Source organism: Serratia sp. LS-1, assembly GCF_003719595.1.
Lineage (GTDB): Bacteria > Pseudomonadota > Gammaproteobacteria > Enterobacterales > Enterobacteriaceae > Serratia > Serratia ureilytica.
On the sequence record NZ_CP033504.1, the window covers coordinates 3,389,951 to 3,409,533 of the forward strand.

General features: G+C 58.3%; 18 protein-coding genes and 1 rRNA gene. 8 read left to right on the plus strand and 11 right to left on the minus strand.

Going from position 1 to position 19,583, the window contains the following annotated elements; genetic code table 11:
- Nucleotides 1-83 precede the first annotated feature (83 nt).
- Nucleotides 84-1,625, minus strand: a 16S ribosomal RNA gene (locus EDY99_RS16270).
- Nucleotides 1,626-2,018: 393 nt separating this feature from the next.
- A complete protein-coding gene (gmhB, locus tag EDY99_RS16280; RefSeq protein WP_025304009.1) occupies nucleotides 2,019-2,582 on the minus strand; it encodes a D-glycero-beta-D-manno-heptose 1,7-bisphosphate 7-phosphatase in 564 nt (187 codons plus the stop codon).
- Between the two features lie 188 nt (nucleotides 2,583-2,770).
- Between gmhB and metN the strand changes: the two genes are divergently transcribed.
- The 6 genes from metN (at nucleotide 2,771) to proS (ending at nucleotide 8,357) form a co-directional block, all read left to right on the plus strand.
- On the plus strand, nucleotides 2,771-3,802 hold the full coding sequence (gene metN / locus EDY99_RS16285; protein WP_004932012.1) for a methionine ABC transporter ATP-binding protein MetN: 1,032 nt from the start codon (nucleotides 2,771-2,773) through the stop codon (nucleotides 3,800-3,802).
- Nucleotides 3,795-4,448, plus strand: coding sequence for a methionine ABC transporter permease MetI (locus EDY99_RS16290; protein ID WP_004932010.1), 654 nt, complete (start codon nucleotides 3,795-3,797; stop codon nucleotides 4,446-4,448). Before metN ends, EDY99_RS16290 begins: the two co-directional genes overlap by 8 nt.
- Nucleotides 4,449-4,487: 39 nt before the next feature.
- Nucleotides 4,488-5,303, plus strand: a complete 816-nt coding sequence (locus EDY99_RS16295) for a MetQ/NlpA family lipoprotein (protein ID WP_025304010.1) — start codon at nucleotides 4,488-4,490, stop codon at nucleotides 5,301-5,303.
- Between the two features lie 114 nt (nucleotides 5,304-5,417).
- Nucleotides 5,418-5,822 (plus strand): Rcs stress response system protein RcsF, encoded by a 405-nt coding sequence (gene rcsF / locus EDY99_RS16300; protein WP_025304011.1) that lies wholly within the window; start codon nucleotides 5,418-5,420, stop codon nucleotides 5,820-5,822.
- Nucleotides 5,819-6,526, plus strand: a complete 708-nt coding sequence (gene tsaA / locus EDY99_RS16305; protein ID WP_033644898.1) for a tRNA (N6-threonylcarbamoyladenosine(37)-N6)-methyltransferase TrmO — start codon at nucleotides 5,819-5,821, stop codon at nucleotides 6,524-6,526. Before rcsF ends, tsaA begins: the two co-directional genes overlap by 4 nt.
- Nucleotides 6,527-6,638: 112 nt before the next feature.
- The gene (gene proS, locus EDY99_RS16310) at nucleotides 6,639-8,357 is read left to right on the plus strand and encodes a proline--tRNA ligase (RefSeq protein WP_033644896.1); all 1,719 of its coding nucleotides are present in this window, start codon (nucleotides 6,639-6,641) and stop codon (nucleotides 8,355-8,357) included.
- Between the two features lie 68 nt (nucleotides 8,358-8,425).
- On the opposite strand, the gene nlpE is transcribed toward proS, so the two are convergent.
- From nlpE to EDY99_RS16325, 3 genes are read right to left on the minus strand one after another with little or no spacing between them, the layout of a single operon-like run.
- On the minus strand, nucleotides 8,426-9,109 hold the full coding sequence (gene nlpE / locus EDY99_RS16315; protein ID WP_033644894.1) for an envelope stress response activation lipoprotein NlpE: 684 nt from the start codon (nucleotides 9,107-9,109) through the stop codon (nucleotides 8,426-8,428).
- A gap of 29 nt (nucleotides 9,110-9,138) precedes the next feature.
- The gene (arfB, locus tag EDY99_RS16320) at nucleotides 9,139-9,552 is read right to left on the minus strand and encodes an alternative ribosome rescue aminoacyl-tRNA hydrolase ArfB (RefSeq protein WP_123061930.1); all 414 of its coding nucleotides are present in this window, start codon (nucleotides 9,550-9,552) and stop codon (nucleotides 9,139-9,141) included.
- A 3-nt stretch (nucleotides 9,553-9,555) separates the two neighbouring features.
- Nucleotides 9,556-10,104: a YaeQ family protein gene (locus EDY99_RS16325; RefSeq protein ID WP_033644891.1), complete on the minus strand. Its 549-nt coding sequence runs from the start codon at nucleotides 10,102-10,104 to the stop codon at nucleotides 9,556-9,558.
- Nucleotides 10,105-10,317: 213 nt separating this feature from the next.
- Here EDY99_RS16325 and EDY99_RS16330 point away from each other — a divergent pair, with 213 nt between their 5' ends.
- A complete protein-coding gene (locus tag EDY99_RS16330; RefSeq protein WP_033652508.1) occupies nucleotides 10,318-10,518 on the plus strand; it encodes a YaeP family protein in 201 nt (66 codons plus the stop codon).
- Nucleotides 10,505-10,768, plus strand: coding sequence for a Rho-binding antiterminator (gene rof, locus EDY99_RS16335; protein WP_004931991.1), 264 nt, complete (start codon nucleotides 10,505-10,507; stop codon nucleotides 10,766-10,768). Before EDY99_RS16330 ends, rof begins: the two co-directional genes overlap by 14 nt.
- Nucleotides 10,769-10,818: 50 nt before the next feature.
- On the opposite strand, the gene EDY99_RS16340 is transcribed toward rof, so the two are convergent.
- The 6 genes from EDY99_RS16340 to cadC all read right to left on the minus strand — a co-directional run bounded on the left by EDY99_RS16340 (nucleotide 10,819) and on the right by cadC (nucleotide 19,538).
- The gene (locus EDY99_RS16340; protein ID WP_025304017.1) at nucleotides 10,819-11,133 is read right to left on the minus strand and encodes a c-type cytochrome; all 315 of its coding nucleotides are present in this window, start codon (nucleotides 11,131-11,133) and stop codon (nucleotides 10,819-10,821) included.
- Nucleotides 11,133-12,464, minus strand: coding sequence for a tRNA lysidine(34) synthetase TilS (gene tilS, locus EDY99_RS16345; protein WP_123061931.1), 1,332 nt, complete (start codon nucleotides 12,462-12,464; stop codon nucleotides 11,133-11,135). Before tilS ends, EDY99_RS16340 begins: the two co-directional genes overlap by 1 nt.
- A gap of 56 nt (nucleotides 12,465-12,520) precedes the next feature.
- Nucleotides 12,521-13,966, minus strand: coding sequence for a dipeptide permease DtpD (gene dtpD / locus EDY99_RS16350; RefSeq protein ID WP_060660317.1), 1,446 nt, complete (start codon nucleotides 13,964-13,966; stop codon nucleotides 12,521-12,523).
- Nucleotides 13,967-14,034: 68 nt separating this feature from the next.
- On the minus strand, nucleotides 14,035-16,173 hold the full coding sequence (gene cadA / locus EDY99_RS16355) for a lysine decarboxylase CadA (RefSeq protein WP_033635725.1): 2,139 nt from the start codon (nucleotides 16,171-16,173) through the stop codon (nucleotides 14,035-14,037).
- A 95-nt stretch (nucleotides 16,174-16,268) separates the two neighbouring features.
- The gene (gene cadB / locus EDY99_RS16360; protein WP_033644886.1) at nucleotides 16,269-17,612 is read right to left on the minus strand and encodes a cadaverine/lysine antiporter; all 1,344 of its coding nucleotides are present in this window, start codon (nucleotides 17,610-17,612) and stop codon (nucleotides 16,269-16,271) included.
- Nucleotides 17,613-17,981: 369 nt separating this feature from the next.
- Nucleotides 17,982-19,538 (minus strand): lysine decarboxylation/transport transcriptional activator CadC, encoded by a 1,557-nt coding sequence (gene cadC, locus EDY99_RS16365; RefSeq protein WP_123061932.1) that lies wholly within the window; start codon nucleotides 19,536-19,538, stop codon nucleotides 17,982-17,984.
- Nucleotides 19,539-19,583: the final 45 nt, after the last annotated feature.

The window sequence follows — 19,583 nt, forward strand, 5'->3', positions numbered from 1 at the left end:
ACCGTACTTTTATGACGCTTTTGCTCGTTACTTTTTCATCAGACAATCTGTGTGAGCACGCCACTCGAACTAATATCTTTAGGTAAGGAGGTGATCCAACCGCAGGTTCCCCTACGGTTACCTTGTTACGACTTCACCCCAGTCATGAATCACAAAGTGGTAAGCGCCCTCCCGAAGGTTAAGCTACCTACTTCTTTTGCAACCCACTCCCATGGTGTGACGGGCGGTGTGTACAAGGCCCGGGAACGTATTCACCGTAGCATTCTGATCTACGATTACTAGCGATTCCGACTTCATGGAGTCGAGTTGCAGACTCCAATCCGGACTACGACGTACTTTATGAGGTCCGCTTGCTCTCGCGAGGTCGCTTCTCTTTGTATACGCCATTGTAGCACGTGTGTAGCCCTACTCGTAAGGGCCATGATGACTTGACGTCATCCCCACCTTCCTCCAGTTTATCACTGGCAGTCTCCTTTGAGTTCCCGGCCGAACCGCTGGCAACAAAGGATAAGGGTTGCGCTCGTTGCGGGACTTAACCCAACATTTCACAACACGAGCTGACGACAGCCATGCAGCACCTGTCTCAGAGTTCCCGAAGGCACCAATCCATCTCTGGAAAGTTCTCTGGATGTCAAGAGTAGGTAAGGTTCTTCGCGTTGCATCGAATTAAACCACATGCTCCACCGCTTGTGCGGGCCCCCGTCAATTCATTTGAGTTTTAACCTTGCGGCCGTACTCCCCAGGCGGTCGATTTAACGCGTTAGCTCCGGAAGCCACGCCTCAAGGGCACAACCTCCAAATCGACATCGTTTACAGCGTGGACTACCAGGGTATCTAATCCTGTTTGCTCCCCACGCTTTCGCACCTGAGCGTCAGTCTTCGTCCAGGGGGCCGCCTTCGCCACCGGTATTCCTCCAGATCTCTACGCATTTCACCGCTACACCTGGAATTCTACCCCCCTCTACGAGACTCTAGCTTGCCAGTTTCAAATGCAGTTCCCAGGTTGAGCCCGGGGATTTCACATCTGACTTAACAAACCGCCTGCGTGCGCTTTACGCCCAGTAATTCCGATTAACGCTTGCACCCTCCGTATTACCGCGGCTGCTGGCACGGAGTTAGCCGGTGCTTCTTCTGCGAGTAACGTCAATTGATGAGCGTATTAAGCTCACCACCTTCCTCCTCGCTGAAAGTGCTTTACAACCCGAAGGCCTTCTTCACACACGCGGCATGGCTGCATCAGGCTTGCGCCCATTGTGCAATATTCCCCACTGCTGCCTCCCGTAGGAGTCTGGACCGTGTCTCAGTTCCAGTGTGGCTGGTCATCCTCTCAGACCAGCTAGGGATCGTCGCCTAGGTGAGCCATTACCCCACCTACTAGCTAATCCCATCTGGGCACATCTGATGGCAAGAGGCCCGAAGGTCCCCCTCTTTGGTCTTGCGACGTTATGCGGTATTAGCTACCGTTTCCAGTAGTTATCCCCCTCCATCAGGCAGTTTCCCAGACATTACTCACCCGTCCGCCGCTCGTCACCCAGGGAGCAAGCTCCCCTGTGCTACCGCTCGACTTGCATGTGTTAAGCCTGCCGCCAGCGTTCAATCTGAGCCATGATCAAACTCTTCAATTAAAAGCTTGATGTGCTTCCACTCGAGAAGCGATGCTCAAAGATTTACTGCATGAATTTTACTTCAGTTAGTCACTCTTCAAGACTTGATATTTTTTTGCATCCGAAGATGCTGGATATCGTCTTGTGGAGTGCCCACACAGATTGTCTGATAAATTGTTAAAGAGCAGTGAGTTAGGCGCTTTCGCTTGCTAACTCGAGGTGGCGTATATTACGCTTTCCTCTTTCAGAGTCAACCCTAATTTTCAGGATTTTTTCTCTGCGACCCCCGGAGACTCTGTGAAGTTGTTCACATGCTCCGTGTCGATGGAGGCGCATTATAGGGAGCCGGTTCAGAATGACAAGCGATAATCTGCATTTTTTATCTGACCGCTCACTATTCATTCGTAACGCCTATTAAACCCGCTTTTTGATGGCTGCCGGCAGGTCCGCCAGGCTATTTAGCACCCAATCGGCCAGCTTTTCGCCCTGCTCCGTCACCGGCTTGCCGGTACGCACCAGCACCTTGGTGCCGACGCCGGCCGCGATCGCCGCCTGCATGTCTTCCGGTTTATCACCCACCATATAAGAAGCGGCCATATCGATGTTCAATTCCTGCTGCGCTTGCAGCAACATGCCCGGCTGCGGCTTACGGCAGTCGCACACCTGGCGATACTCTTCTACTGCTGCCTCCGGATGATGCGGGCAGAAATAGATGCCGTCGAAGTCGACGTCGCGATCGGCCAGCGACCAGTCCATCCACTCGGTCAGGTACATAAACTGGTCTTCGCTGAACTTGCCGCGCGCAATGCCGGACTGGTTGGTCACCATCACCAGCGCGAAGCCCATCTTTTTGAGCTCGCGACAGGCGTCGATCACGCCGTCGATAAAGTGGAAGTTGTCGATTTCATGGACATAGCCATGGTCAACATTAATCGTGCCGTCACGATCGAGAAAAATTGCTGGAACGCTTTGTGTCACCGCTTTGCTCCTGAGGGCCTGTATACGCTAACAGTATCGCATGTTTTACCCCACGCTGAGAACGCCGGAGAACGTCGTTGGTCGTTGACTTAGACGTCTAGACGCCTTAACATCTGAGGCATACCTTGGTTCCACGCCGAGGTTTACTTTTATCTAGCCACGGGCAACCACGCTAAAATAAGAAGAATATGATTAAACTTTCTAACATCACTAAAGTGTTCCAGCAGGGTTCGCGCACCATTACCGCGCTCTCTGACGTGACCCTTCACGTTCCTGCCGGGCAAATCTATGGCGTCATCGGTTCCTCCGGCGCCGGTAAAAGCACGCTGATCCGCTGCGCCAACATGCTTGAGCGCCCCACCTCCGGCCAGGTGCTGGTCGATGGCCAGGATCTGACGTCTCTGTCAGAAAGCGAACTGACGCGCGCCCGTCGCCAAATCGGCATGATCTTCCAGCACTTTAACCTGCTCTCTTCCCGTACGGTGTTCGGCAACGTGGCGTTGCCGCTGGAGCTGGACAATACGCCGCGCGCCGAGATCAAAAAGCGCGTGACCGAACTGCTGGAACTGGTCGGCCTGGCGGACAAGCACGACGCCTACCCGGCCAACCTGTCCGGCGGCCAGAAACAGCGTGTGGCGATCGCGCGCGCGCTGGCCAGCAACCCTAAAGTGCTGCTGTGCGACGAGGCCACCAGCGCGCTGGATCCGGCCACCACCCGTTCCATCCTGGAACTGCTGAAAGACATCAACCGCCGTCTGGGCCTGACCATTCTGCTCATCACCCATGAAATGGACGTGGTGAAACGCATCTGCGACCAGGTCGCGGTCATCAGCCAGGGGCAGCTGATCGAAAAAGACAGCGTCAGCGAAGTGTTCTCGCACCCGAAAACGCCGCTGGCCCAACAGTTCATTCAGTCCACGCTGCATCTGGATATCCCGGACGACTACGCCGCGCGCCTGTCGCCGGAGCGTCAGGGCGACCGTCAGCCGCTGCTGCGCCTGGAGTTCACCGGTCAGTCGGTCGATGCGCCGCTGCTGTCTGAAGCCGCTCGCCGCTTCAACGTGAACAACAACATTATCAGCGCCCAGATGGATTATGCCGGCGGCGTGAAATTCGGCGTGATGCTGGCGGAGCTGCACGGCAGCGACGAAGACGCGCTGGCAACGATTAAGTTCCTGCAAGAAAATCAGGTAAAAGTAGAGGTTCTGGGTTATGTCTGAGGCAATGATGTGGTTGATGGCGCGTGGCGTGTGGGAAACCGTCATGATGACCTTTGTCTCCGGCTTTTTCGGTTTCGTGCTCGGCCTGCCGGTAGGCGTGCTGCTGTATGTCACCCGCCCGGGGCAGATCATCGCCAACAATTCGCTGTATAAAATCCTGTCCGGGCTGGTGAACATCTTCCGTTCCATCCCGTTCATTATCCTGTTGGTTTGGATGATTCCGTTTACCCGCATGATCGTCGGCACCTCGATCGGTCTGCAAGCGGCGATCGTGCCGCTGACCGTCGGTGCCGCGCCGTTCATCGCGCGCATGGTGGAAAACGCCCTGCTGGAGATCCCGTCCGGTCTGGTGGAAGCGGCGCGCGCCATGGGCGCCACGCCGATGCAGATCATCAAGAAAGTGCTGCTGCCGGAGGCCCTGCCGGGCCTGGTCAACGCCGCGACCATCACCCTGATCACCCTGGTGGGCTACTCCGCCATGGGCGGCGCGGTCGGCGCCGGCGGCCTGGGCCAAATCGGTTACCAATACGGTTATATCGGTTATAACGCCACAGTTATGAATACCGTATTAGTATTACTGGTAGTTTTGGTTTATCTGATCCAATTCTGCGGCGATCGCATCGTCAAAGCCGTTACCCATAAATAGTTTCACAGCATATTAATGCGAGTCTAATGAGGAAGGGATATGTCGTTAACATTTAAATCCATCGCGACAATTGGCGCACTGATCGGCACTCTGGCTCTGGCGGGCTGCGGCCAGGATGAAAAGAATCCAAACCACATCAAGGTCGGCGTGATCGTCGGCGCTGAACAGCAAGTGGCCGAAGTGGCGCAGAAAGTGGCGAAAGAGAAATACGGTCTGGACGTTGAGCTGGTCACCTTCAACGACTACGTGCTGCCTAACGAAGCGCTGAGCAAAGGCGATATCGACCTGAACGCCTTCCAGCACAAACCTTATCTGGATCAGCAGATCAAAGATCGCGGCTACAAGCTGGTGCCGGTCGGCAGCACCTTTGTTTACCCGATCGCCGGTTACTCCAAAAAAATCAAATCGCTGGACGAACTGAAAGAGGGTTCTCAGATCGCACTGCCGAACGATCCGACCAACCTGGGCCGTTCGCTGCTGCTGCTGCAGAAAGTCGGTCTGATTAAACTGAAAGACGGCGTTGGCCTGCTGCCGACCGTACTGGACGTGACCGAGAACCCGAAAAACCTGAAGCTGGTTGAGCTGGAAGCCCCTCAGCTGCCGCGCTCTCTGGACGATCAGCAGATCGCGCTGGCGGTGATCAACACCACCTATGCCAGCCAGATCGGCCTGACGCCGGCGAAAGACGGTCTGTTTGTGGAAGATAAAGACTCGCCTTACGTCAACCTGCTGGTTGCGCGCGAAGATAATAAAGACGCGGAAAACGTGAAGAAATTCGTTCAGGCCTACCAGTCTGACGAAGTTGACGCCGCCGCCAACAAAATCTTCAACGGCGGTGCCGTGAAAGGCTGGTAAGCGCTTATTCACCAATTTTATTCCTATAATTGCAAGACGGGCCAAGGCCCGTCTTGTTATTTCCGCCATAGATTGCTTCAATAGCGCCACTTTCATTAAGGCAGAGGAATCTCAATGCGTGTTTTACCTCTCTGTTTGTTAGCGCTCGCGCTGGCCGGATGTTCATCGCAACGTATCGCGCCATCCTCAACAAACAGCACCAGCAAGCCGACCACGACCGCCCCGGCCAAGACCACGCCGGCCGCCCGCCCCGCTCCGGTAAAACTGTATAAAAGTGCAGAAGAACTCGTGGGTAAACCATTCCGCGATCTGGGTGAAGTGTCCGGCGAATCGTGCCAAACCACCGTACAAGACTCCCCACCGAATCTGGCTACCGCCCGTAAACGCATGCAAATCCGTGCGTCTTACATGAAGGCCAACGCCGTGCTGCTGCACGACTGCCAGATTGTCAGCGGCGTCGCCGGTTGTTACCAGCAGGCCGTTTGCCAGGGCTCGGCGCTTAACGTCTCGTCTAAATGACCGAATTCGTTTTTGAGCAGATCGGCGTGATCCGCTCGCCGTATAAAGAGAAATTCGCCGTGCCCCGCCAACCGGGGCTGGTCGAAGACGGTGGCGGCGAACTGCTGCTGCTGCCGCCTTACAACCAGGCGGAAGCGGTTCGCGGTCTCAGCGATTTCAGCCATCTGTGGGTGATGTTCATTTTCCATCAAACCATGGAAGGCGGCTGGCGCCCGACGGTACGCCCACCGCGTTTAGGCGGCAATGCCCGCATGGGCGTGTTCGCCACCCGCTCCACCTTCCGCCCCAACCCGCTCGGCATGTCGCTCATTGAGCTCAAAGGCGTACGGGTGAAAAACGGGGAAGTGGCGCTGGAACTGGGCAGCCTCGATCTGGTCGACGGCACCCCGGTGGTGGACATCAAGCCTTATCTGCCGTTCGCCGAGAGCCAACCGCAGGCCCGCGCCGGCTTTGCCCAGGCCGCGCCCGCCGGCGATATGCCGGTGCGTTTCGCGCCGCAGGCGGAACAGCAGCTGCAGCAACATCAGGCGCGCTACCCGCAATTAAGGCGTTTTATCAGCCAGGTGCTGGCACAGGACCCCCGTCCCGCCTATCGTAAAGGAGAGGACGTCGAACGGGATTACGCCGTCTGGCTGCTGGATTTCAACGTGCGCTGGCGCGTCGTGGACGGCCACACCGAAGTGCTGTCGCTCGACCCGCGTTAAAATTCCGCCGCCTCTCTTTTGGCGACCCGCTCGCGCTGGTAAACTAAATCACTTTTTGGCCGCCACTCTGGCAGCCCGATGCAATTTGCAGTTCTAACGGAACCAAAACACCATGCGTACTAGCCAATATCTGCTCTCCACTCTGAAGGAGACACCTGCCGACGCCGAAGTGATCAGCCACCAGCTGATGCTGCGCGCCGGGATGATCCGCAAGCTGGCCTCCGGTCTTTACACCTGGCTGCCGACCGGCCTGCGCGTTCTGAAAAAGGTTGAAAACATCGTTCGCGAAGAAATGAACAATGCTAACGCGATCGAAGTGTCCATGCCGGTGGTTCAGCCTGCCGACCTGTGGCAGGAAAGCGGCCGTTGGGAGCAATACGGCCCCGAGCTGCTGCGTTTCGTCGACCGCGGCGACCGTCCTTTCGTGCTGGGCCCGACGCATGAAGAAGTGATCACCGATCTGATCCGCAACGAGATCAGCTCGTACAAGCAGCTGCCGCTGAACTTCTTCCAGATCCAGACCAAGTTCCGTGATGAAGTGCGCCCACGTTTCGGCGTGATGCGTTCCCGTGAGTTCCTGATGAAGGATGCCTACTCCTTCCATACCTCGCAGGAGTCTCTGCAGGAGACTTACGACGCGATGTACGAAGCGTACAGCAAAATCTTCAGCCGCATGGGCCTGGATTTCCGCCCGGTGCAGGCCGATACCGGCTCGATCGGCGGCAGTGCGTCGCACGAATTCCAGGTGCTGGCGGACAGCGGTGAAGACGATATCGTGTTCTCCACCGGTTCCGACTTCGCCGCCAACATCGAGCTGGCGGAAGCGGTCGCTCCGGCAGCGCCGCGCGCGGCGGCCAGCGAAGAGCTGCGCCTGGTGGATACGCCAAACGCCAAAACCATCGCCGAGCTGGTCGAGCAATTCCAGCTGCCGGTGGAAAAAACCGTGAAGACGCTGATGGTGCGCGCCACCGAAGAGAGCGGCCATAAACTGGTCGCCCTGCTGGTGCGCGGCGATCACGAGCTGAACGAAATCAAGGCCGAGAAGCTGGCGCAGGTTGCCGCGCCGCTGACCTTCGCCACTGAAGAAGAGATCCGCGCCATCGTCGGCGCCGGCCCGGGTTCCCTCGGCCCGGTCAAGCTGCAGATGCCGGTGGTTGCCGACCGCAGCGTGGCGGCGATGAGCGACTTTGGCGCCGGTGCCAACGTCGACGGCAAACACTACTTCGGCATCAACTGGGAGCGGGATCTGCCGCTGCCGCAGGTGGCCGACATCCGTAACGTGGTGGAAGGTGACGCCAGCCCGGACGGTCAGGGCACGCTGCTGATCAAACGCGGCATCGAAGTGGGCCATATCTTCCAGCTCGGCACCAAGTATTCGGAAGCGATGAAAGCGACCGTACAGGGTGAAGACGGCCGCAACCAGGTGCTGACCATGGGTTGCTACGGCATCGGGGTGACGCGCGTCGTGGCCGCCGCCATCGAGCAGAACCACGACGAACGCGGCATTATCTGGCCGGACGCCATCGCGCCGTTCCAGGTCGCTATTCTGCCGATGAACATGCACAAGTCGTTCCGCGTGCAGGCGCTGGCCGAAGAGCTGTACAACACCCTGCGCTCCCACGGCATCGACGTGATCCTCGATGACCGCAAAGAGCGCCCGGGCGTGATGTTCGCGGATATGGAGCTGATCGGCGTGCCGCACTCTATCGTTATCGGCGACCGTAACCTCGACAACGAAGAGATCGAGTACAAAAACCGCCGCGTCGGCGAGAAGCAAATGATCAAAACCGGTGAAATCGTTGATTTCCTGCTGGGCCAGATCAAACGCTGAACACCGCCCGTCAGCGAATAAAAAACCCGCCTAGGCGGGTTTTTTTATGTCCATGGGGACAGGGGAAGTTAGTTGTTGCTGCAGCTTTTACTGCGGTCGAACGCGATTTTACCGTCCGGCACCACCGCCTTCTCTATCTGCCCCTCTTCCATCGACGGCTGCACGCTGAAGTGCGCGTTGAAAGTCAGAAACACCGGCTCACCGGCATTCTTATTGGCTTTGGCGTAACCTTGCTCCAGCGCGATGTTGTTATCCACCGGGAACGTGATGCCGGTGGCGCAATCTTTGAACACCGCCGCGTCGGCCATATAGGTGTAGCTGCCTTTCATCACCATCGGCGTTTTAGGCAATGGCTTCTCGACCGGCTCCAGACGATAATTCAGCTTGGAGGCGATCGGCGCGCCGCTGCGATCCAGCATCTCAAGACTCTTGCCCACCGGGCGGAAGTAGCGTTTTTCCCCGGTGCTGTCAGTCAGCACCAGCTTATCCGCGGTGCGCGCCCATTTGCCGTAGTCGGCGAAGGTCTGATCGCCGTCTTTGGTGCCGCGATAAGTTTCCTGCAGCACAAAGGTGCCGTCCTCATCCAGGAACAGCGCCGTATCCAGCCCGCCGCAATCGGCGCAAGGCAACAGCCCTTGATAACTCTGCGGCATCGCCTGCAGCGGTTGTTCCTTCGGTTGATAATGATTGTTGCATCCCAACAACGAGAGTGCGCCTGCCGCCAAGAACAGGGCTACCGTAATTTTCTTCACAGTTATTCTCCTACTGTGTTCATGTATTCCTAAGTGCGAACCTTGCCACGCAGCGCCTTGGTGGCGCCCTTACGCGCCTTGCCTTCCAAACGGCGCAATTTTGCCCCTTTGGCCGGCTTGGTCGCCTTGCGCATTTTTTCCACCACCATCGCCTGCTGAATCAGCGCGACCAATCTGGCCAACGCCGCTTCGCGATTCAATTCCTGACTGCGATACTCTTGCGCCTTGATAATCACTACGCCATCAGCGGTAATGAGATGATGATTCAGCGCCAGCAGCCTTTCCTTATAATACTCTGGCAGGCTGGATGCCCGGATGTCAAAGCGCAAATGGATCGCCGTTGAGGTTTTGTTCACGTGCTGGCCACCCGCGCCCTGCGCGCGGATCGCCGTCAATTCCAGCTCATTATCCGGTATGGCTACGTTTCTTGACAGTTCCAGCACCGGTCACACCTGTGCCTGCTGCCACTCGGCAAACTGGATTTCCAGACTATTCTGAGCATCAGACAGCCAAATAGTTCCCTCCTGCAGCGTTGCCTGCAGCGTCATGGTGCGGCTGGCCAGCGCCGTCAGGCGCGCCAGCTGTTCGTCATCGAGGAAGCGCACGCTCAGGTTCTTGTAGCCGGCCACTTTTCCCTGCATCGCCTGCCACCAAACGTGCGCGGCGCGCTCGCCGTAAGCGTACAAGACCACGCGCGGCGACTGGTTGCAGGCTTTGCGGATGCGTTTCTCGTCGGGCAATCCCATCTCGATCCACATTTCCAGCCCGTTGTGGTCGTTGCGCTGCCAGATCTCCGGCTCGTCGTCGGCGCTCAGCCCTTTGGTGAACACCAGCCGCTCGTCGGCGTGGCAGATCCAGGCCAACAGGCGCAGCATCATGCGTTGCTCATTTTCGGACGGGTGTTGCGCCAGCGTCAGCGTGGCGTCGTGGTAGAAGTGACGATCCATATCAGCAATATTGACCGCGGCTTTATAAATGGTTGCTTTCAGCGCCATGGGTGACCTCGTTATTATCCGGCGACAGTGTACTTGATCAGGGCCAAACCCCGCCAGCGCGGCCAGGCTGCGGCAGTGCGAAAGGCGTGCCGGGGTGCTGATAACTCCATAACAGCTGTGCTATAGTCGTCTAGGATAGGATAAAACTCCGAGAGCCTGCGCCTCATCGCGATAGTAGTCTTGATGATGCAGAGGTTCTTAAGGGAGGAAACTGTGCAACAATACTGTGAGTTAGTACGCCGTACTTACGCCGAGATTGGCAGTGGAGATCTTGGCTACGTGCCTGATGCGCTGGCTTGTGCGTTAAAGGCATTGGACGATGTCGCAGCGAACCACGCGCTACCGTCCTCCGTTAGGGAACAGGCGGCCTTTGCCGCCGCTAACTTATTGGTGAGCGACTATGTTGATGAATGATGAGTACCAACCCATCAATTGCGATGACTACGACAACCTGGAACTCGCCTGTCAGCATAAACTTATTCTGAAGCTGGAGTTACGCGACGGAGAAGTGATCGAGGCCAAGGCGATCGACCTGCTGCAAAAGAAACGCGTTGAGTATCTGACCATCGAACAGAACGGCCAGCAGCGCGACCTGCGTCTGGACCATATCAGCAGTTTCAGTCATCCGGAAATCGGTACCGTGGTCGTCAGTCTGTCGGACTGAGCAGCGGTAACCCCATCCCAACAGGGCAGCCCAACGGCTGCCCTCGTCATTTAGGGCTTCAGGCTGGCGTAATAAGCCGCCAGATCGGCGATATCGTCATCCGACAATCCCGACACATAGGCTTTCATCACCTCGGCCTGGCCGCCGTTGCGTTCCCCTTTCTTGTACGCCTGCAACGCGTGCTGCAGGTACATGGCGTTTTGCCCGGCCAGATTCGGGTACATCGGCACCGTCACCTTGCCCTGCGCGCCGTGGCAGGCCGCGCACGCGGCGGCTTTGGCCTGACCGGCGGCCGCATCCCCCGCCGCCAACGCCGGCAGGCTGAACAGACCGGCGGCCAACAGCGCGATTTCCACAAACTTCATCATTGCTCCTCACGATTATGATTTTTTTCCCAGCGCAGCCGCCACGGGCGTTCGCCTTCCGGCACCTGCCCCGCCTCACAGACGAATACGCCCAGCGCGGCGATCAGCTGCTCATCATAATAAATCAACGGGATGCGTTCACGCTGCCAGGGAGGAATACCCAGCTCCTGCCACAGTTTTTTTATCGGCCGCGAATGGGCGCGCCCCACGATGCGCACCGCGCCCTGCACGCCGCCGAAACGAATGCTAATCTGCTGCGATGGCAGCGGCGCGCGCAGCGCCAGATCGCCCTCACCGGCAACCAACTGCCCCATCCCGTCCGGCAACATCAGCGGCAGGTCAGGCTGCCAGGGCAGATGCACATCGCGCAGCGCCGCCAGCGGCGGCAACAGGTGCAATCGGCCTCGGAAGCGGCGGATCTGATAGGCGCCGAGCTGCAGCTGCGGTTCGGCATCTTCCCGGCTGAGCGCCACCTCCTCCCACAGACGCTGCAACTGCTCACGCGCCGGCATGGTAACGTTGAACAATGCGATCCAGCGCCGCAACAGAGCGAAGCGCCGCACCGGCGAACAGGCCGTCAAACCGTCGATCGCCAATGAGCGATCCGCCGCCAACAGGCTTTGCAGCGGTTCCGCCAGCAGCTCGTCCAACAATTGTTCCTGTTCGGCGCACAGGCTGGCGCTGCGCGCCACCGCCGAAGCGAAGTGCGGCCAACGTTGATTGAGCTGCGGCAACACCTGCAACCGCAGGAAATTGCGATCGAAGCGCGTGTCCTGATTGCTGTCGTCGTCTATCCAGGTTAAGGCGTGGCGTTGCGCGTAATTTTCCAGCGTTTGACGCGAGCAGCCCAGCAGCGGCCGCAACAGCAGGTGCTCGCCCAGCGTGGCGCGCGCCGCCATCGCCGACAATCCCGCCGGCCCGCTGCCGCGCTTGAGCGCCAACAGGAAAGTTTCGCTTTGATCGTCAAGGTGTTGGGCGGTGAGCAGCGCTTCGCCCTCCGCCAATGCTGCACTGAAAGCGGCATAGCGCGCCGCACGCGCCGCCGCTTCGATGCCGCCCTGGCGGGCATCCACCTGCACGTGCGTCACCGTCAGCGGGATCCGCCACTCAGCGCACCGGCTGCGGCAATGCTCAACCCAACGGTCGGCAAAGGCGCTCAGGCCATGGTGCACGTGCAGCGCGCGCAGCTGCAGCGCCGGACGTTGGCGGCGCAACGCCGCCAGCAGATGCAGCAGCACGCTGGAATCCAGGCCGCCGCTAAACGCCACCAGCAGCCGCTGCTGCGCGCCCAGCTGGTCCGCCACCTGCGTCGTTAATTGATCAGTATCCATCGGTAGGTTTTGTCACTTCTACATAGCTGCACGTTAACCCCGCCTACCGCCATCAATCAAGCATTAACCGTCCGGGCCTGGCGTCGCGTCAGCAGCCACCAGCCGCCCAGCACCGCGATCACCGCCAGCGCACATCCGGCCGCTCCCCAGCCGATCTGGGCGAAAATGCGGCCATACGCCTGCATCGCCGCCCCTTCGATGTGATCCTCGGCGGTCTGATTGGCGATAATGCCCGCCAGATAGTTGGCGATCGAACCGGTCGCCAACATATAGATGCCGGTCAACACGCCGGTGGCGCCGGGGATATTCAGCCGGGTGATCTGCGCCATCGCTACCGGATCGATAAACAGTTCGGCAAAGCCCATCACCGCCAAACCGGCGATCATCAGCCCCATCGATCCCGGCCCGTGCAGCCGCGTATTGAGCGCCATCAGCGTAAAGCCGACGCCGATCAACAGCAGACCGAAGGCGAACTTGCACCAGATGCGCAGCGTGCGATCGCCATCGCCGCTCGCCAGCCAGGCCAGCGCCACGCCACCCAGCATCACCGCGCAGGCGTTAACCGACTGGAACAGCGCGGTCGGCACCGTCCAGCCGAACCAGCGCCGGTCAACGAAATGATCGATAAACAGGCTGATGGAGCTGCCGCCCTGCTGGGCAAAAGCCCAGAACAGCGTGCCCAGCAGCATCAGTACGATGATCTGCCACAGCCCCCGCCGCTGGCCGGCGTCCGCGCGCAGCATAATGCGCGCCACCAGCGCCACCGCCGCCACGCACACCAACCCGAGCAAATAGCCGGCCCAGCCGCGTTCAAACAGCAGCGTGAAGAACAGCGGCGACGCCAACAGCGCCGCCAGCAGCCATCCCCAGTGCGGCAGGCCCAGGCTCCTGGCGCGCATCAGCGGTGCATTCACGCCGCGCGTGTGGCGGAAATGGCGTCCGCCCAGCAGAAAAATCACCAGGCCGGCGAACATGCCGATCCCGGCCAGCGCAAAGCCGACGTGCCAGCCATAGCGCTCGGCCGCCAACCCGCAGGCGATCGGCGCCAAAATAGATCCGACGTTGCCGGCGGCGTACAGCAGCGAGAAGCCCCCTTCGCGGCGCGAGTCCTGCGCCGGATACAGTTCGCCCAGCAGGCAGCTGATATTGGATTTGAACAGGCCGTAGCCGCAGATGATGATCGCCAGCGCCAGATAAAGCGACTGGGCGGAGACCGCGCTCAGGCCAAGCACGATATGTCCCAGGGTCATCAGCGCCGCGCCGGCGATCACCGCGACGCGGTTGCCCAGCAGGCGGTCGGCGAGCCAGCCGCCAAGAATAGGAGTGACGTAAACTAACGAAGCGTAAGCGCTGTAGAGATCGATGGCGTGGCTGTCGGTATAGCCGAGTTGGTGGGTCAGATAGAGGATCAATAACGCACGCATGCCGTAAAAGCTGAAATATTCCCAAATTTGTATCGCTACGACATAGTAGATTGCGCGCGGCTGTGAGGGTGTTTTCATGGTGGTCTCCCATCAGTCGGTGAACGACAAAGGGGAAGCGCGAGCGCCTCCCCTCTTATTGGCTGCGGTTATTTCGCCTTCAGCACTTTCACCCGATAACGTCCGTCCGCCTGGCGATAGGCGCCGTGAATGTCGGTTTCAAAGCCTGGATAATGCGCGCCGATTTCGCACAGCATCTGCAGGAACTCCAGCACCGGCCGGCTCTCTTCGGTCAGCATCTCGCCCGGCATCACCAGCGGCACGCCCGGTGGGTATGGGAGGATCATGTTGGCATTGACCTTACCGACCATCTCTTCCAGATAGACCTCTTCCACTTCGCCGTGCAGCTCTTTCTGGAACGCCTGGTACGGATTCATCACCATGGTTGGCAGCACTTCGAACGCGCGGTACATCAGGTCCGGCAAGTTGTGTTGCTCCACCAGGCGGTGAATGTTCTGCGCCAGATCCTGAATGCGCATGTTTTCATAGAAATCAGGCGCTTCCTGATACAGCGAAGGCAGCATGTTTTTCACCCGCAGGTTCAGGTCGAACGAGCGTTTGAAGTCGGTCATCGCGCGCAGCAGGCTGAGCGCCTTGGTTTTATCGATGCCGATGCTGAACAGGAACAGCAGGTTGTAAGGCCCGGTTTTCTCGACGATGATGCCGCGTTCGTCGAGGTATTTCGCCACGATGCTGGCCGGGATGCCGAACGGCTGCATCTCGCCTTCCTTGCTCATCCCCGGGGTCAGGATAGTGACCTTGATCGGGTCCAGATACATGTGTTCGTTGTCGATGTTCTTGAAACCGTGCCAGGCGCTGTCGGAGCGCAGCGGCCAGCATTCCGGCTCATCGATATGCTCCGGCTGCCAGACGTCGAAGAACCAGCCGTCGGACTCGACTTTCAGGCGTTTGATCTCTTTGCGGAACTTGATCGCGCGCTCGATAGAGCCGTTGATCAGGCGCTTGCCGGCGTTGCCTTTCATCATCGCCGCGGCGGTTTCGGTCGACGCCACGATGCCGTAGTGCGGCGAAGTGGTGGTGTGCATCATGTAGGCTTCGTTGAAGGTCTCTTCGTTGATATCGCCCTTCACATGAATCATCGAAGCCTGCGAGAAGGCCGCCAGCAGTTTGTGGGTGGACTGGGTTTCGTAGATCACCTTGCCCTCCACGCGGCCGCCGCTCATGCCGCACTTGCCTTTATAGATCGGATGGAAGTTGGTGTAAGGCACCCAGGCGGAGTCGAAATGAATCGACTTCACGTCCAGAGTGTTCTTGATAAAGTCGGTGTTGTACAGCAAGCCGTCATAGGTGGAGTTGGTGATCACCGCATGCACCGGCCAGGTGGCGTTCGGGGTCTCCTTCACGCGTTTGGCGATGGTGGCGCGCTGGAACTCGCTCTGCGGAATGCCGCCGAGGATGCCGTAGGCATTGCGGGTCGGGCGGAAGTAGATCGGCGTGATGTCGCTCATCATCATCAGGTGAGTCAGCGACTTGTGGCAGTTACGGTCAATCAGCACCGTGCTGCCCGCCGGCGCCGAATACATGCCGACGATCTTGTTGGCAGTGGAGGTGCCGTTGGTCACCATGTAGCTGCGCTCGGCGTTGAACACGCGGGAAATGTACTCTTCCGCCTCTTTGTGTGGGCCGGAGTGATCCAGCAGCGACCCAAGCTCGGACACCGAAATCGAAATATCCGACTTCATGGTGTTCGGGCCGAAGAAATCGTAGAACAGGCTGCCCACCGGGCTTTTCTGGAAGGCGGTGCCGCCCATGTGGCCCGGTGTACAGAAGGTGTATTTGCCTTCGCGCACGTATTTGAACAGCGCCTTGGTCAACGGCGGCAGGATGGTGTCGATATACTCGTCGGTGTTCTGTTTGATCTTGGCGGCGATGTCGGTTGCCGCGCCGAGCGCATACTCGAAGAAGCGCACCTGCATGCGCAGATCGTTCAGGCTGACGTCCAACGTGGAATAGGTGTTGGCGAATGCGTACAGCGGCATGTATTCGTTCAGTTGGCTGATCTCTTCGCACAGCTCCAGATTGTATTTGTCCCAGTCGAAGATCACCCCGCACAGACGGGCGTTGTTCTCGATCAGTTTCAGCAGGTCTTCGCGATCGTTAGGGTAAACGATGCGGAAATCCAGACTTTCCAGCGCCTGATGCAGTTCACGGATAGGCTCTTCTTTGAAGTAGACACCCATGTGATTCATGATGGCGATAACGTTCATATGCATTTCTCCTGGCAAAGCAAGCCCCTTCCCGTCGCGGCTGACAGGTCGGAAAGAAAGGGGCTGGGTAAATTCAGTCGGTCAGCGGACGCGAATCAGTGCGCTTTGGCCGTGGTGTTTTCATCGACCGCCGCTGCATTGGCAGCCTGGCGGGTATTCATTTTCCGGGCGTAGAACATCAGGATAATCAGGCTGATGATAAAGGTGCCGGACAGTTCGAAAGAGTTGGCGCCCATCAGCGCGATGAAGCAGAAGCCGCAGCCGCACACCGAAGCGATCAGGCTCAGCAGGTTGCGCACGTTGACCCCTTCGAAGCGAATCAGGTCTACGCAGGAGTAGAAGTAAGGCAGCATGGTCAGCAGCACCGCGATGCCGGTCAGCTCGCCGAACAGATCGGAAGCCTTGCCGCCGGCGGAGCTCATCAGGGTGATCAGCACCATCAGCGCGGTCATTTTGCAGCTCGCGAGCAGCAGGCCTTTTTTCGGAATGCCGTTTTTATCCAGCTCGCCGTACACTTTCGGGAAGTTGCCGTCGTTGGCGGCGCGCACCCCGGCCTGGCCGACCAGCATCATCCATGACCCGAGCGAGGTCAGGCAGGCAAAGGCGGTGAACGCGGAAACCATCGGTGCCGCCCAGTTGCCCATAATCGCCGAGGCGCTGATGGCGAACGGCGCGCCGCTGGCGGCCATTTCAGACGCCGGGAACATGCCGCTGATCACTTGGGTGGCGGCGATGTAGATGATGCCCGCCAGGCCGGTGCCAAGCATGGTCGCCAGCGGCACGGTGCGTTTCGGGTTTTTCACCATGCCGGTGCTGACCGCCGCGGATTCCACGCCGATGAACGCCCACAGGCACAGCAGAATACTTTTGATGACCGCATGGCTGTCGGTGGTGCCGGAGGTATTCCAGTTAGCCTGGTAGGTGGCGGCGTCAAACCAGTGCCAGCCGAGGGTGGCGGTTACGATCACCGGGATCAGCACCAGCACCAGGCCCAGGGTGGTCAAGCGGCTGACCCAGGTCCCGCCCAGCATGTTGACGAAGGTGAAGATCCACACGATGGCGATACAGGCGATGCCGGCAGGCACCGGGTTGTTCAACGCCGGGAAGAAGGTGGAGAGATAAGAAACGGCGGTAATGCCGATGGCCAGGTTGCCGATCCAGTTGGCATGGTAATAAAGCACGCCGGTCTGGAAGCCGAACGCCGGGGAAATTTCACCGGCGTAGGCGATAGGGCCGCCCTGCTGCGGGTTTTTGGTCGCGAGGCGGGCGTACACGTAGGCCAGCGACATCGCCCCGATAATCGAGATCACCCATCCCCAAATGGCGATGGATCCGAGACTCGCCAGGTTGGCGGGCAATAAGGCAATCCCGCTCCCCATCATATTACCGGCGACTACGCCGGTGCAGGCAATAAGCCCTATTTTCTTGGGTGAAGCCATGGTCAGTTTCTCCTGATTTACGTTTCTTATAAGCCACACCCATAAATAAAAGATTTTAATGAGCCGGCTTGATAGTCAGGATGCTAACCATCGGCAGAAATAAAGTCCTAAAGATAAAGTGAGATTACGCTCATGATCATACAAATGATAACCTGAGGTTTTTGATTAACACATCAAGATAAAAAGGTAAGCTAAAGAAAAGATAAACATCGTTAAAAAACAGGATAATAACCAGGTTAATCACGAATAACAAACGGCAGAAAAGGAACGATATTGCGCAGCAAAATAACACAATGGCGCAACATGCCTTCACCAATAAATAACGCCGCCGGAATTCCCTGAGAATAATGGCGGCGTGGTTCTGGTGAATTATTGGCGCTGATAGTTATTTAAATAAGGCACCACGTTGGTCAATGACGTCTGGAATACGCCATTGGTGATCCAATGCAAGGTATCTTCACCGGGGCGCAGGTTGAACGCGGTAATATAAGAATCCGCCGCCAAATGATTCTGCCCCTGCATTTCATACACTTTGCCCAGCAGCACATAATTCAGCCACGACATTTGCAACTCAATCCCCAGCTCGATCGCCCGGTGCGCATCGTCAATGCGTCCCTGCGCCAGCGCATCAACCGCCAGAACTTGCTGCACGATCGGCGTATTTTTCAATTCGGGGATCGTCGCCAGATGGCTGATATCGGCGCGCAATTGCGCCAGCCCCTGGCTGTCGAACGGTTGATAAGAGTTGCGCAGCACATCCACCAGCGCTTTTTCCGCCAGCAGGTAGTGGAAATTCGGCGCGCTTTTAATCAGCTCGCTCAGCTGCGCGCTGGCGCGAGTCAACGAATCAGCGTCGCCATGGATCAACAATTGATGCGCCTGGTAGAAGCGCTGCAGCAGCGGCCCGTTGTCCGGCAGCAGCTGCGCCAGACGCTGTTCCAGCTGCGGCGGCCAGGGCTGTTTCAGCGCGGCGGACAGGCTGGCGAGGAAGTCGCTTTGGATCTTCAGCTGGTTATCGGCGGTAATGAAGTAACGCTTGTCCAACATGATTGAGCTGTCGGCGTTATCCACCAGCCGTACGGACAGGAAACACTGCTGGGCGCGGTAGTGGCGCTGATTAACGAACTCGATATACAGCGACTTGCCCGAGTTGCTGGGGCCGGAATAGTTGTAATTGGTTTGGTCGTGCACCAGGAAGGTCGAGTAGGTGTTGAGCGAATCGGTGATCAGCTCGCTGACGCCCACCACATAGGAGAGCTGCGGCATCCAGTTGCTGCAGCTCTCGCCGCCCTGAATGCGGATATCGATATCGCGCGGATTGAGCAGCACCGGCATGGTCGATACCGGCACGCGCTGCGACAGCGTTGCGATGCCGACAAACGCCACGCAGACGCTGAGCGCCGCCAGAAACGCCAGCCACACCCAGAACGTCGAGCGGCGATAAAAGCGCGGCTGCTTTTCGCCGGGCGCGGCAACCGGCGTTCGGGTCCGGCTCGGCGGCACGTACGGCGTATCGTCTTCATCATCGCTGCCGTCTTCCGGCTCATGCATGATCACCGCAATCTGCGGCGCCGGCGCAGGGGCGGGCTGCGACTCCCCGTCTTCACACCAGATCACCGAAGCCGCCAACTTATACCCGCGCTTAGGCACGGTGATAATGTATTCCGGACTGTCGCTGTCGCCGTCTTTCAGGTATTTGCGCAGTTCTGAAATGCATTGGGTCACCACGTGATTAGTGACGATATTGCGCTTCCAAACGCTATCGATCAGCTCGTCGCGGCTCAACACCACATCGGGGTGCCGGGCGAAATAGCACAACATGTCGATCAGGCGCGGTTCCAGCGTTTTCTGGCGGCCGTCACGGGTGATGGTGTTGTCGGCAGGGGTAACCAGCCACTCCCCGACGCGAAAAGCAGGCTCTTGCATGGCGGAAATAACTCTGTAGGCATGTGGGGCAAGGGCGCGATCATA

What these genes read in the sequence shown, in the direction of transcription:
- metN (WP_004932012.1), top strand. Translation starts at nt 2,771, where the DNA reads ATGATTAAACTTTCTAACATCACTAAAGTGTTCCAGCAGGGTTCGCGC.
- EDY99_RS16290 (WP_004932010.1), top strand. Translation starts at nt 3,795, where the DNA reads ATGTCTGAGGCAATGATGTGGTTGATGGCGCGTGGCGTGTGGGAAACC.
- EDY99_RS16295 (WP_025304010.1), top strand. Translation starts at nt 4,488, where the DNA reads ATGTCGTTAACATTTAAATCCATCGCGACAATTGGCGCACTGATCGGC.
- rcsF (WP_025304011.1), top strand. Translation starts at nt 5,418, where the DNA reads ATGCGTGTTTTACCTCTCTGTTTGTTAGCGCTCGCGCTGGCCGGATGT.
- tsaA (WP_033644898.1), top strand. Translation starts at nt 5,819, where the DNA reads ATGACCGAATTCGTTTTTGAGCAGATCGGCGTGATCCGCTCGCCGTAT.
- proS (WP_033644896.1), top strand. Translation starts at nt 6,639, where the DNA reads ATGCGTACTAGCCAATATCTGCTCTCCACTCTGAAGGAGACACCTGCC.
- EDY99_RS16325 (WP_033644891.1), bottom strand. Translation starts at nt 10,104, where the DNA reads ATGGCGCTGAAAGCAACCATTTATAAAGCCGCGGTCAATATTGCTGAT.
- rof (WP_004931991.1), top strand. Translation starts at nt 10,505, where the DNA reads ATGTTGATGAATGATGAGTACCAACCCATCAATTGCGATGACTACGAC.
- EDY99_RS16340 (WP_025304017.1), bottom strand. Translation starts at nt 11,133, where the DNA reads ATGAAGTTTGTGGAAATCGCGCTGTTGGCCGCCGGTCTGTTCAGCCTG.
- tilS (WP_123061931.1), bottom strand. Translation starts at nt 12,464, where the DNA reads ATGGATACTGATCAATTAACGACGCAGGTGGCGGACCAGCTGGGCGCG.
- dtpD (WP_060660317.1), bottom strand. Translation starts at nt 13,966, where the DNA reads ATGAAAACACCCTCACAGCCGCGCGCAATCTACTATGTCGTAGCGATA.
- cadA (WP_033635725.1), bottom strand. Translation starts at nt 16,173, where the DNA reads ATGAACGTTATCGCCATCATGAATCACATGGGTGTCTACTTCAAAGAA.
- cadB (WP_033644886.1), bottom strand. Translation starts at nt 17,612, where the DNA reads ATGGCTTCACCCAAGAAAATAGGGCTTATTGCCTGCACCGGCGTAGTC.
- cadC (WP_123061932.1), bottom strand. Translation starts at nt 19,538, where the DNA reads ATGCAAGAGCCTGCTTTTCGCGTCGGGGAGTGGCTGGTTACCCCTGCC.